The sequence below is a fragment of the Caldifermentibacillus hisashii genome (genome assembly GCF_039654145.1).
Taxonomy (GTDB): Bacteria; Bacillota; Bacilli; order Bacillales; family Caldibacillaceae; genus Caldifermentibacillus; species Caldifermentibacillus hisashii.
Map to the genome: position 1 here is coordinate 3,254,647 of NZ_CP155467.1, position 13,472 is coordinate 3,268,118.

Here is a 13,472-nt window from a genome sequence, read left to right on the forward strand (position 1 = left end):
GCTTAATAGGAACCTAAAAAATTCGTCTGAAGCTCTTCCTCTATCACCTTCATAACCTTGTTATCCAAATAAACTTTATAAGCCTTTGCCTTTGGTCTAGAACTAACTATATGACTTATGTTTTGTTAAATATAATGGATGGCAACTCCGTCATCCGCTGCAATACCAGCTTGTATGTCTCCAGAATAAATTAGTTTATGATACGAAGGTCTTCTATCTGACTCTCCATCATAATGCGGACAATTACTCCCCTTTAGAAACTCAAGTTCAACCTTAGCGATAGTAAAACCCCCGATGTATAGGGATTTTTGTTAAATTGTTCTACACTACATCGGGGATTTCTAGTTTATTTATTTTATATGCTTTTAATATTTCCTTTTGTTCATTATCTATTGATGTTATTGAATACTTGATTTTACCATTTGGTAATTTTATCTCTAACAAGTGAATTCTGGCAAGTTTTTGAATGATTGTTCGTGCTGATTGATTTAGGGATGATTGACTTGCGATATAATCAATGGCCTGTAATATAAAAAGAGCTAATACACAAACATAAACATGCCCTTTGACTCGTTCTTCTTTCCAATGAAACATGGGTCTTATATCTAAATCTTGTTTAATTACACGAAATGCTGTTTCTACCTTATTGAGATTTTTATAAACTTTAATCAGCTTTTCATCGTTATATTGATCTTCATTCGTCTGAATCACAAATGTCCCATCTAACTTCTCGTCTGATGCCACCTTTTCTGTTTTCAACGAGTACTTTAGACTAAATCCCAGTGGAGCCTTCCTGTTATCTACTGTTTCAATAATAAAGTATTTTCCAGCTGGATTTCTTTTCGAGATAGCTCCAGCTCGCTTCATCGCCTCATCTCGTGTTTTTATATGTTTATTTTTCCCCAGGCTTCCATTTAATTGATCTAATTCTTTCTCAATGGATTTAATGCACTGAAGGCGGTAGTTCCGATCATCTTCTCTTTTTTGTGTATTCAAACATAGTAAAAACCGCTGACCATCTTCCTCAGAAAGAAACTTTGCATAAAGATTTCCCTTTACCTTTCTCATTTTGTTCTCGTCTATAGATTCATCTTTCAAATATTTTTTGGTCCACGCTCTGGGAATGGCCATCACATATTTTTGATCCAGTTCCTTAATGGTTTCAATATTATTTTCAGTTAACATTCCTCTATCGCCAACGAAAACAATTTCCTCAATGGGATAACGTTGCTTAAGGTCAGATATTACTTCAGTCACTGTTGATTTATCTGCGGTGTTTCCAGAATAAATATTGCATTTAATTGGAAATCCATCTGCAGTCGTAACCAGACCAATGACAATTTGTTCACGATCTTTTCGATGATCACGTGAATAGCCATACTTAGCGATAATGCATTTATGACCTTCAAAATAGCTACTGGTTATGTCATAGAATAGCTCTTTGTTATTTTGTTGATAGTGTTTAACAGCGCTATGGTACAAATGTTCCTCTGCTTTACTAAAGTTCTCTTCTAGCACTTCTAAACTCCGGTACAACGTTTGAAGATCTAGGCTCTTTATCTTTAAAAAATGGGGTAAGGCAGTATAAGGATACTCTTCTTTTAAAGCTAATTTACTATTTGGTTGCCAGACCCTTTGAAAAACAAGTGCTTTTATGTATTCAATCGCTGTTGAAACGGTAATATGTGGATCTGATGATTCAAAGGAAGCTTCAAGTGAATCAAACAATTTAATTTGCTTATTTATGGCCTCTAACAAATAAAAGTGGCCGTAAGGAACAGACTGGTTAAAATCAACCTTATCAATATTTGTAAAGGAATCAAAATCCTTTGAAAAAGCAATTTTAAGTCTTTCCGCTGTTTGTTTATCTACACTACCGAAGTATAAGAGACGCTTGTGTTTTGTTTTCCCATTTTCCCGATAAGACTCCACTAATTCAGCATAATAATAAGTTTTATCCCCCTTTTTTCGAGGGGTAATTTTCACGAACATCATAATCTCCCCAAACCATTAGTCTTGACTACTATTATACATAATATAAATTGTAAAATCAACCCTTTTTTGCACCTACAAAAAAATAGTCTATACTACTAGTTTAGTAGAGAATGTTGATATATCAAGGTTTTACGGTAAATTTATCTTATTTAGGTTGAACTTGAGTAGAAAACCTAGGTATCTAATCGATTCTAATCCCTCTCCAAATGAATCTGTGACGCCTTCCTCGAACCAACATATAGAACCAGCACTAATGCCATCTAAAACAATCCCTTGGTTCCAAGCTTTTCTCAAAATATTATCTAACCCCCACTCTTTCCATAAAACTAATAAGTTTCTTGTATTTCCCCCACCAACATATATAATATCCTTCTCCAGTATAAACCCCTCTAAATCTCTTGTTGGCGGTTTAAATAAAGATAAATGAGAAAGTTTGCAATTTTGTTTATGAAAGAAGTTATAATACCTTGATATATAATGATCTGAATCTCCGCTAGCAGTGGGGATAAAACAAATCTTTGGAGTAGTTTTCTTTGCTTGTTTCAATATGTAAAGATCTAATAACGGGTTATCCGGTTCCATTGAGAAACCTCCACTGCCTAGAGCAATGATTGGTCGCATCTTATTACTTCCTTTCTAAAAAGAACTATTTTCCACACCGATAATTTCTACAAATTAAAATCAAATCCTTTTTCAACTATCCTTCCCCATTAGCCACCCATGTCGCATTTCACAGCACCACAGATTATGCATTCTTCCATGGAAGACAACCGTACCGCATAATTGCGACACCATCAGCAAGGTTGAAAATATTCACTTTCAGGATAGATTTCCATGCCGCATTGCGTCACCAACAAATGATGAAAATGCTAATTTTCGGGATAGTTAAAAAATGGTTGTAAACAAAACACCCGCGCATTTTGCGGGTGTTTTGTTTAAATAGCCATATCAATAATTCCATTTATCCATTCAAGATTTTCTTCGATTCCGAGCTTATTACAAAGATTTTTATGGACTCTTTTAAATTCTGGAACGATACTTTTCATCACATTCATCATTTCAAGGGGATTTCTGCCACATTCCCAACTTTCAAGGAGGGATAGTTGCCAAGCTTGTAGTTTGCTTCTTTCACCTTCGTATTTTGCCCAATCGCCAAACGTATTTGGTTGAATTCCTGCTTCCATATACCAAGCTGTTGCCATTGATAAACGTAAGTTGTCAATACATTTCAAAGCATAATAATACTCTTTTCTCATTACTCTGCGATAAGCTTCATGAAAATATGCAAAAAACTTTGTTCGCCAAAGTTCAAATTCCTCCATTGTTGGTTCATAGGATAAAGCCATTGATTTATCTAAAATATCTGCCAGCATTCCATCCATATCTTTTATAATTTTTATATTTTTCAACCATACAGAGGGCCGAATGTCTTCAGGTTTATAATAAAATGTATCCACTTTAACGAAACAATCATAGTGAGCGATTGAATAAGTTACAAACGGACCTAAATCCTCAAAATAAAGAACATTTCCCCATTTTTTAGGGCGATTTTTTTTGTTCGAGATAAATTCTTGAAATTTTTCAGGTAATACAACGATGCGGAGGTCAATATCGGAATATAGATCCATGTTTTTATTTCCGATTGATGTAAATTTCCATGATATATCGTCCGAAATCTTAGTGAAATTTTCAAATTCCTCCAGATTTAGATGTATACTCTACCCATAAAATGTGCTAAATTTTTGGCATATTGGAACGGGGGAGTATTTTTTATGATTATTTTACATGATTTTGGCATCAGTCTTGAGGAATATGCCATAAATGGAAAAAAGAATAAATTTCCAACTTTTGACAAGTGTCCAAATTGTAACTGTGTGGCTTCGGGCAATCTACATAGGCATGGCTATTATTGGAGAAATGCAATAGCGGAGGAAAAAGAAGTTAAAATTCCTATTTGTAGGATTATTTGCTTGTCTTGTAAAAAAACTTTTTCTATTATTCCAGACTTCCTAATCCCTTATTTTCAACATAGTCTAGAAATCATATTAAAGAGAATTGAACAGTTTTTAGAGAAGAAAAAGTCTAAAGGAAGCCGACAGTTACTTGCTTTTTACTGGAGGCGGTATCAAAAAAAATTAAGATGGATTCATAGCTTTTTTGTGGATTTAGGGGAGGAAGTGGGTTTGTCCAAAGATATGAAAAAAGAGGCCATAAAATATATGAAAATGATTCGCGATTTTGGAGAATCCCTCTTCTTACGAAGGTCGTGGGGTCATTTTTCCTCTTACTTTATGGCAAATTAATTCTGCCATATTTTTGAGGATAAAAAAATATTTTTAGTCCCACATACCTTTTGCGTGTTCAAAAAATGGGGAAAAAGGTAGAATGAGATTATGGATGACCGGTCGTCCTTCTTAGTAAAAAAGGAGGATAAATCAATGACTGAAAAAGAAAGAGAACAAGTAGCTTTATTTCGTTACGGAATCATTGCCCCTTTGTTAAATGGTCAGGTTGATTCCAAGCAATACTTTGAGGAATTAGAGGGAAAAGTCCACTCTATCCCCTATTATGGAGAACGGAAAATAGCTGTGAAAACAGTAAAAGAGTGGCTTCTCAATTATCGCCGAAATGGATTTGATGCTTTAAAGCCAAAGAAGCGTGCAGATCGAGGTAATTCGAGGAGATTATCCCCAGATGACCAGGACCATATTTTAGACATAAGAAAAAAATTTCTCCATATGCCAGTGAGTGTTTTTTATGAACAACTCATCCGGCAAGGAGAAATTAACCGAAACCAAATCTCATACTCTACTATAAACCGTTTATTAAAAAAACACAACCTTTCAGGAAAAATTTTAAGTGCAATTCCTGAAAGAAAACGGTTTGCCCACGAAAAAGTGAATATATTATGGCAAGCTGATTTATCTCATGGGCCCTATATCAAAATAAAAGGAAAAGTAAAAAAGACCTTTTTAATTGCTTATATTGATGATTGTTCGAGGCTGGTTCCATTCGCACAATTTTTCACATCAGAAGGCTTCGATGGTTTACGAATTGTTACAAAAGAAGCTCTTATTCGAAGAGGAAAACCGGCCATCATTTATGCGGATAACGGAAAAATCTATCGGTCTGAAACTCTGCAGTATGCATGTGCCCAACTCGGGATTACACTCACGCACACACAGCCTTATGACCCTCAAAGTAAGGGTTATGTATAGTAAACTATAATGTAAAGTAAACCTTTTTTCAGTTGCCAAATCGGCATTTATTTAAGATTTACTTTACATTATGTGTTTTTATTTATTGAAACTTCTTAACCAGCTTAATAAATCTTCGTTTTTATGCCACTTTGGTTCCTCATTAGGTAAAACATCGACATAGGCGTTTTCTATAGCCTCCCGTTTTTGTTTTGAATCAGTTTTTGCATAAATTTCAGTTACTTGAACAGAAGTGTGTCCAAGGATATCTCTTATATAAACAAGATTAACACCAGCCTGAAGTAAATGCATGGCCTTTGAATGGCGAAGACAGTGGCAGCTAAATACCTTCGGTATTAATGTTTGGTCTTCATTTCGGGCTAAATTCTTATATTTTGCCAGGATATAATTAACTCCAGCTCTAGTTAGTTTTTCTTTTCTATTATTAAAAAATAGAGGATACAAATTTGCGAAACTCTTTAATAAACCTTGTTCTTCCATGTAAATTTTTAAAATCTTTACTGTTGGCTCCATCAAAGGTACTATTCTTGCCTTATTTCCTTTGCCGATTAATTTAATTGTATAAGGTTTATCAAACCGGATCATTGATGGACTAAGATCAATAATTTCCTGAACTCTAGCCCCTGTATCATACATGAGGGATAATAAAGCTAAATCACGGCGGCCAGCCATTGTACTTGAATTGGGCATTTTAAGTAAGAGTTTAATCCCATCAAGAGTTAAATAATTTATAGTTTTTTTCTCTGTTTTTTTGACTGGTATGGAAAGAATTTTCTGCCATTCCAATAGGTTATCTGGATTTTCATATTGAAGGTATTTGAAAAAGGAGTGCAGTGCTGCTAATCGTACATTCCTTGTCGAAGTACTACAACGTCTGCTTTTCTCCATCCAATCCAAATACTCAACTATAATATTTTTTGTCACCATACTTAAGGTTAATTGATCAGTTGGAATCTTTTTTACGTCTCTTAGAAAACGAAGAAATAATATAAATGTATCTCTATAAGAGTCAATTGTATTTTTACTCGCTCCAGTTTCTCCAGGTAGATATTTCGTAAGAAATCCTGTAAGGTAAAATGAAAAATCCGTCGGTTTCATGGTTGAGCCACCTCCGGAAACAAGAATGAACATAGGACGTTAACTTCTGTCATTAATTCAGGATACATATCAGAAGTTAACCTGACATATTTGTCCGTCGCTTCTAAAGAAGAATGGCCAAGATATTTTGAAAGAACTGGAAGTGAATAGTATAAATCCAATCCCTTGCGGGACATTTCTGCCAATGAGTGGACACTGAACGAATGTCTAAAATCATGCACTCGTGGTCCTATCCCTTTTCCTCCATGGGGAATGCCAGCCTTCCATAATATTTTGCGAAACCATTTATAAACTGTATCCGAGGCATATTTTTTTCCATTATTTTGTGTAAAAAAATATTGAAATGTCGGGAGTTTTGATAGATAGCCCTTCTTATATTGAATGCATATTTCTTTTAAGGAATCTGATAATGGAAGAATTCGGTCACTTCCGTTTTTTGTTTCTCTAACAATAATATAGCCTTCATCAAGATTTACATCTTCATTCTTAAGTTTCAAAGCTTCATTTACTCTTAGTCCACATCCATAAATCATCCGAAAAAGAACAGGAAGTATAAATTTTATAGATGAATTCCGATGAATTTCTATTGAATCACAAGCTGTAAAAAATAACACGAGCTGTTCTTTTGAAAAAATGTAAGGAGTAAAGGTACTTTGATACGATTTTAGTTGCCTTGGAATGTATGTATCATAACCAAGCTGTTTTAAATAAATAGAAAAATTAATAATATCATTTACCCTTTTATATTGTGTAACATCTGATTCGTTCGGACGTTTTTCTGCCCATTTATCTGCTAATTCTCTAGTTAAACCGATAAAATCACCACCTTGTTCAATAGTAAATCTATCAAACATTTTGAAAGTATAGTTATTATCCAATGCATACCCTATACTTCTTTTAAAAGTAATGTATTGTTTAATTAAATCACCGTTAATTCCATGATATTCCATATTATTTCACCCCTTCAAAAAGAGGTGTATTTAATGGCAACACATCTAAAGCACATTGACGAAGAGTGTCCAGATCAATTCTGAGGTAGGTTTTGGTGCTCTCGGTATTTGTGTGGCCTAACACTTCGGAAATAACAGGAAGTGGCGTTTTCTTTTCCAAAAGGATTCCGGCAAGGCTATGACGTAATGCATGTGGGCCATGTTTCTTATTTTCTATATTTTTAATACCAGCTTGTTTTAAATAAAAAGAAACAATACTATGAAGGGTTGGTTCCTCGAGTCTATCGTATGGTTGTCCTGCCCGTAAAAATAAATAAGGAAGATCCGATTGTGGTCTTCCAAACTTTAAATAATCAATAATGGCATTTCCAACTTCAGTAAGAAGTGGAAGTTCAATTTTTTTCTTTGTCTTCTTCTGAACTAAGTGAATTGTATTAGTCTCCCAATGGACGTTTTCAAACTTCAATCCGCAAATATCCGAAGCACGTAGTCCCAGCCTTGCAGCTAATAGGACCATTACAAAATCTCTCTTTCCTTTTGGATTCCCTCTGTCCACAGATGCTAAAAGATGTTTTATTTCATCTTTTGTATAGGTTGTAGGGAGCCGTGCCTCTTTTTTGTAACTACTTTTGGGAACTAAATAAGTCAAATTATATTCTAAAATCCCATTTTCAAATAAATACTTTAAAAATCCTCTTAAGGAAGAAAGCATACAATGAATCGTCGATTTAGAATAGTACCCTAAACCGTTAATAAACTTTAAAATATGCTGGTTATCTAGCTCTGAAAATTTCTTTACTCGGTTTGATTCAAGAAATTCTAAAAGCCGATGAAGATACAACTTATTATTATTTACAGTATCGTCTGATGCTCCTTGAGTTTTTCTATAAGATAAGTACCTCTGAATTCCTTCTCCGATTTCTCCTTTAAGTGGATATTTTTTTAAGATTGACCTGAATTTTATACTTCCAGTATTTTGATATTCAGTAAGTACATTAGTGCAACGAATTAAATCTTTTTCTCTCCTGCTAAGTTCTGAGTAGTCACTTGTTCCTTGAATTTTACTAATAAAAGCATCTCCAACCTTAGCTTCATAGAATTCGATTGAATTTTCCTCCATAAATTGCTCAATAACTGACCAACCTTTTTGATAAAATCTTATTCTTTGTTTGTTATAAGAAAGACCTCTAAAATATGTTTCTACTTCTGATGAAATTTCTTTAAGTGTCTGATGCTTACCATCCTTCATCTTTGTGTACCTCCTATTATTAATTAGGCGAACTGCCTGATATAATAATAGGGTGATAATGTAAAGTAAAACAATAAAAGTTTACTGGAAAATAAAATATTTATTTCCTTACTTTACATTATTGTTTACTATACATAACCCTTATTATGCGAAGCTTCGCATAATAAGGGCAAAATTGAACGGTTTTTTAAAACGGTTCAAACACGTTTTTAACCGCTGTTAAAAGCAGAACTCGTGGAGTCCTTAGAAGAATTAAATGAACGATTCTGGAGATGGTTAGAGGAGGACTATCATCGAAGGGAGCATGCATCATTAGATGGAAAAACCCCACATGAAGTATTTCATTCTCAATTAGAGAGTATCACGTTTTTAGAAGACACATCCATTCTCGATTCCATCTTTATGAAGAGAGAACAACGGAAAGTGAAGGCGGATGGAACGATCAGTTTAAACAAGCAGCTCTATGAGGTCCCGGCAGATTTTATTGGCTATTCAGTGGATGTAAGAATTGACGATACCGGGGTTTATATCTTTAAAGATGACAAGAAAGTGGCTGAAGCCAAACCGGTATCCATGACAGATAACGCCCATGTTAAACGAGTTCGGTCTCCTTTTTCTGTTACCCAACCGGCTGAAGAAGAGAGGAAGGAGGAGAACAATCGTGTATAAATCCTTCTACTCCTTAGCTCGGGAACCATTTTCAAAGGATTTGCGACCACAAGATGCTTTTTTATCGACTGATTATAAAGGAGCATTAAATGCTTTAACGTATTTACAGAAATCAAAAGGAATGGGTCTTCTTACTGGTGATCCAGGTGTCGGCAAGACATTTACGTTAAGAGCATTTAAGGAAACGTTGAATCCGTCATTATATCATGTCATTTATTTTCCGCTATCTACAGGCGGTGTCATGGATTTCTATCGTGGATTAGCCTATGGTTTAGGGGAGGAGCCAAAGTTTCGTAAAGTAGACCTTTTTCGGCAGATTCAGCAAGGAATTGAACGAATGGCTGGAGAGAGAAAAATTACGCCTGTATTTATTCTAGATGAAATGCATATGGCAAAGGATGCATTTTTGCAGGATATCGCCTTATTGTTTAATTTTCAAATGGATTCGACCAATCCGTTTATCTTGATTTTGGCAGGATTGACACATCTTAAGACTCGACTAACAATGAATCATCACCGGCCGCTAGCTCAACGTCTCATTCTGAAGTATGAAATCCAGCCTTTGCCGAAAGAGGAGATTATTTTATATATCAATCACCACCTAAAAATCGCAGGGGCGAAAATGCCGATATTTACTGAATCAGCATTGGAAGCTATTGCATTACGTTCTCAAGGTTGGCCCAGAGTCATTAATACATTAACGATTAACAGCTTGTTATTTGGTTTTCAATTAAAGAAAGAACAAATCGATGAGGAAGTCGTCCGATTGGCCATAGAGGATAGTGGGTTATGAAGCGAGGGATTCTAGTTTATAACCATGATGAGTTGGAATGGAGAGTTTGGATTGGGCAACAGGCTTATTGGATTGCGCAGGGATATCATTTTGAACTGCGAATCCAAAATAGATATTTTAAAGCATTCTTAGAAAAAGATTTGGATTGGTTTATTACTTTAGATCAAGATGTGAAGTTTATCCTTCATCCTAATGAGATATATAAAGTTCGAATTAACATTCAGGATTATATACGTTTAGATGCCCCTTTTTAGAGGGGTTTTCTTTTCTCTAAAATTCACTGAAATATTTTGAACTGATTTTTGCACATTCTGAAATAAAGTGGAAAAATAAGCACATTATTTCAGATGATAAGCCGGATTAATTTGAAAATGATGAGCTGAAATAGTGTGCTCGTTTACATAGTTACCACAACAGATAACCAGACTTCATGAGGTATCATTGTTATTTCAAAATGATACCGTTTATAAACCAAGGCAACTATACCAGCTAAAACGAGTGAATTAATAAAAAGTCCCCAAGATTTCATAGCCCAAAAATTTCTGGAGAAGCCATAGCTGATATTATGGTGAAATAACAATCTATATTTTTGGGTATCTCTTGTCTTATTTCGAAGCCAATTAACAGCAGACTTATAAACTAAGTCAGCTTTTTGGGGATCTGCTAATTCTTCTTGTGGGGTTGGAATAATTAGATTAGGAACATGAGTCTCAAGGTATTGGTGATATCTTCTTTTGGTGTTTACATCAATAGTTGTATCTCTGTGACGCAGAAACCTTGTTGTAGGCATTCCATCCCATTTAATGATTAGTGCAGCTTCCTTTTTCTTACCGACTTCTCTTGAGAGTTTCCCTAAATAATAAGACATTGCAACAAAAAAAATGGAACCCACTACTGTTGATAGCAGATCTCTAAAATTAGGAAACAAACAATATACTGAAACAAATGCAGGAAAAAGAATGATTAATGCGGGAAAAATTCGTGCACTCCTTTCATAAGGATCAAAAAAATTGTTAAACCAGTCCATTTACAACCCCCTCTCCAAAAGATTGTTTTATATTAAAATTTATCCATCTATAGTAAATATTATAAAAAAATATATTAACGCAATAGATTTACCACCGATGATGTATAAAATTTTGTGTAAGCCAATTACTAGATAAAAAGAAAAAATATGTATCTAAATTCTTTTTGCATTTGCACCTTAACTTCTTACATATCAAAGAATCAAAGAACTGCTTTCCTATTAATTTTAAGGCTTTGTTAAAGATAATTGTGTTGATATTTATATTTATATAAAAAACGGGACCTCCAACGCGTGGAAGTCCTTATATGCTTAATTTACTGGCGCTATCCCTAGCTTAATTGGAGATATTCAATCTGTTTAACAACATATAAAAGAAATGAATTATCAAACGTCCAAAAGAAGCAGTTAGCGGAAGTAAAACAAAAGCATAGATTGTTCCCCATTTTAATGTGCCATCTATATTTATTGTTTCTATGCTACCTCTTACGATATATTCTCCGAAAATAAAATAGCACCTATTGTTCCGCTGTAAAGTGTAATGAGGAAAGCTGATAAAAGGCTTAATAACCAAAGTTTTTTATTTGTTACTTTTTCCTGTTTGGATAAATAATACCATAATATTGAAAAGGTTATTATAAACGGAACAATAGTAGCAAAATAAAGCCAATTTTCTCCCAAAAATACTGTTATTCCCCCTGCTAACGAGATGATGTATAAAATTTTGTGTAAAGCATTTTACTAGATCAAAAGAAAAAAGGTAGGGTATTCTCTGATTGAACCCAAACATTCCAGAGAAAGGAGAACCCTACCTATGTCTAAAAGTATACCGAATGTCGACTGGGCAAATCAACTGGAAAGTGTCATTCGTCAGTTTGTAAAGGAAAAATTAGAACTGATCATGCGGGAAGAAATCAAGAATTTCCTCGAAATAGAACAGGCCGGAACATCAAATATGAGAAACGGCTACTATCAACGAAATCTAGATACGCAATATGGCCGGATTGAAGGTCTTTTGGTCCCTAGAGACCGAAACGGAGAATTTCAAACCCAATTGTTCGCTCCTTACCAACGCCACACCGGCTGGCTGGAGGAAGCCATCATCAGGATGTATCAAAGTGGCATGAGTACGCGTGAAATTGGCAAGTTTATTGAACGAATTTTAGGCAATGCCTATTCTCCTGCAACGATCAGCCGTATTACCGATGTAGTGAAGGAAGACATCGAGAAATGGCACACTCGTCCACTGCACAAGCGTTATTCCGTCTTATATTTGGATGGTTTATACGTAAAACTTCGTCGCGAAACCGTGGAGAAAGAAGTCATTTATGTGGTGTTAGGGGTGAACGAAGAAGGATATCGCGAAATTCTTGATTTCTTTGTAGGAGGACAAGAAAGCGCCTATGTATGGCAGGAAATTCTTCAACACCTCTACCAAAGAGGCGTCAAGGAAGTGCTTCTGGGCGTATTCGATGGACTACCGGGGTTGGAGGAAGCCTTTAAGGCGGTTTATCCGAAAGCCGATGTGCAGCGTTGTGTCGTTCACAAAGTACGTAATACCTTAAATCGTGTTCGGAAAAAAGATCAATTCGAAGTGGCAGAGGACCTCAAGCTGATTTATCGCGCGCCGAATAAGGAGATGGCATTACAGATGTTTCAACAGTTTGAGTCGAAATGGTCAAGCAAGTATCCGAGAGAAGTTCAATCTTGGGCCAATGAGTTGGATGTCCTCCTTACATTTATGGATGATCCAAGCAGTATTCGAAGTGTGATTTACACGACGAATGCCATCGAACGAACGATTAAGGAGATTCGGAAACGTCTAAAGCCGATGAACAGTTTGAGCAGTTTAGAAGCTGCGGAAAAAGTCGTGTATTTGACCATTCAAGATTTTAATGAGAAATGGGCAGGGCGAAAGTTAAGAGGATTTGCCGAAGCGCAGGAAGCCCTCGAGCGAATGTTTGAAGAACGTTATCATTAACCAAATACTGTAAATAAACAAAATAGGGGGATTCTCCCTTTCCACACAGGAGACTGAATATTCAGTCTCCTGTGTGGAGGAAACTAGTTCCCTATTCATTCCAAATCCATTTCAGAGAAACCCTACCCCATTACATTACACAAAATTCTTGACGGTACCGCTAACGATTGTGCAATTAATATTAAACAACAATGCAGAACAAAAAGAAAGGACAAATCCATAAATAACACCAATTACAATTCCTTTTATAACTCTCATCCTCATCTCAACAATCTCTCTAACTTTATAGTCATCTTATTTTCCTTACTATACGTTTTATTGTTCAGTTTTGAATAATACTGCTGAAGGATTGAATGATTAAATTCTGCTCCACCCTTACATATTTTTCTGTTTTAATCTAGACAAATAAGAACGCACGTGCTAATATTTACATAAATTATCTCAATTTGTTTTTGGCTGCAATTATCATTTTTTTATACGAATTATCAAAGTTTA

Annotated in this window: 10 protein-coding genes and 4 pseudogenes; 6 read left to right on the plus strand and 8 right to left on the minus strand. The window is 35.1% G+C overall.

Translation table 11 applies throughout. The annotated features are described in order from the left end of the window. Positions 1-2: 2 nt before the first annotated feature. From NSQ14_RS15825 to NSQ14_RS15840, 4 genes and pseudogenes are all read right to left on the minus strand, one after another. A pseudogene (locus NSQ14_RS15825) lies at positions 3-266 on the minus strand (Type 1 glutamine amidotransferase-like domain-containing protein); the annotation flags it as partial. Positions 267-321: 55 nt separating this feature from the next. Then, positions 322-1,992 (minus strand): IS1634 family transposase, encoded by a 1,671-nt coding sequence (locus NSQ14_RS15830; RefSeq protein WP_341288560.1) that lies wholly within the window; start codon positions 1,990-1,992, stop codon positions 322-324. A gap of 168 nt (positions 1,993-2,160) precedes the next feature. After that, positions 2,161-2,616 (minus strand): annotated as a pseudogene (locus NSQ14_RS15835) (Type 1 glutamine amidotransferase-like domain-containing protein); the annotation flags it as partial. Positions 2,617-2,930: 314 nt separating this feature from the next. Then, positions 2,931-3,623, minus strand: a complete 693-nt coding sequence (locus NSQ14_RS15840) for a hypothetical protein (protein ID WP_341288561.1) — start codon at positions 3,621-3,623, stop codon at positions 2,931-2,933. Positions 3,624-3,767: 144 nt separating this feature from the next. Between NSQ14_RS15840 and NSQ14_RS15845 the strand changes: the two genes are divergently transcribed. Then, a complete protein-coding gene (locus NSQ14_RS15845; protein ID WP_041847987.1) occupies positions 3,768-4,298 on the plus strand; it encodes a DUF6431 domain-containing protein in 531 nt (176 codons plus the stop codon). 135 nt (positions 4,299-4,433) lie between these two features. Further along, positions 4,434-5,210 (plus strand): annotated as a pseudogene (locus NSQ14_RS15850) (DDE-type integrase/transposase/recombinase); the annotation flags it as partial. Positions 5,211-5,291: 81 nt separating this feature from the next. Here the strand turns inward: NSQ14_RS15850 and NSQ14_RS15855 are convergent. From NSQ14_RS15855 to NSQ14_RS15865, 3 genes are read right to left on the minus strand one after another with little or no spacing between them, the layout of a single operon-like run. After that, positions 5,292-6,311: a site-specific integrase gene (locus tag NSQ14_RS15855; RefSeq protein ID WP_041845941.1), complete on the minus strand. Its 1,020-nt coding sequence runs from the start codon at positions 6,309-6,311 to the stop codon at positions 5,292-5,294. Then, entirely contained in the window at positions 6,308-7,261 is a 954-nt protein-coding gene (locus NSQ14_RS15860; RefSeq protein WP_041902835.1) for a tyrosine-type recombinase/integrase, read from the minus strand. The genes NSQ14_RS15855 and NSQ14_RS15860 overlap by 4 nt, the downstream gene beginning before the upstream one ends. Position 7,262: 1 nt before the next feature. Further along, entirely contained in the window at positions 7,263-8,510 is a 1,248-nt protein-coding gene (locus tag NSQ14_RS15865) for a site-specific integrase (RefSeq protein WP_108898168.1), read from the minus strand. A 162-nt stretch (positions 8,511-8,672) separates the two neighbouring features. On the opposite strand from NSQ14_RS15865, the pseudogene NSQ14_RS15870 reads away from it, so the two are divergent. The 3 genes and pseudogenes from NSQ14_RS15870 to NSQ14_RS15880 form a co-directional block, all read left to right on the plus strand. Continuing rightward, positions 8,673-9,179 (plus strand): annotated as a pseudogene (locus tag NSQ14_RS15870) (Mu transposase C-terminal domain-containing protein); the annotation flags it as partial. Next, positions 9,172-9,972 (plus strand): ExeA family protein, encoded by an 801-nt coding sequence (locus NSQ14_RS15875; RefSeq protein WP_343127187.1) that lies wholly within the window; start codon positions 9,172-9,174, stop codon positions 9,970-9,972. The pseudogene NSQ14_RS15870 and the gene NSQ14_RS15875, both read left to right, overlap by 8 nt. Further along, positions 9,969-10,226, plus strand: coding sequence for a DUF5348 domain-containing protein (locus tag NSQ14_RS15880; RefSeq protein ID WP_041846797.1), 258 nt, complete (start codon positions 9,969-9,971; stop codon positions 10,224-10,226). The genes NSQ14_RS15875 and NSQ14_RS15880 overlap by 4 nt, the downstream gene beginning before the upstream one ends. 143 nt (positions 10,227-10,369) lie before the next feature. Here the strand turns inward: NSQ14_RS15880 and NSQ14_RS15885 are convergent, their stop codons facing one another. After that, a complete protein-coding gene (locus NSQ14_RS15885; protein ID WP_341288562.1) occupies positions 10,370-10,999 on the minus strand; it encodes a hypothetical protein in 630 nt (209 codons plus the stop codon). An 811-nt stretch (positions 11,000-11,810) separates the two neighbouring features. Here NSQ14_RS15885 and NSQ14_RS15890 point away from each other — a divergent pair. Next, on the plus strand, positions 11,811-12,977 hold the full coding sequence (locus NSQ14_RS15890; protein WP_341288563.1) for an IS256 family transposase: 1,167 nt from the start codon (positions 11,811-11,813) through the stop codon (positions 12,975-12,977). Positions 12,978-13,472: the final 495 nt, after the last annotated feature.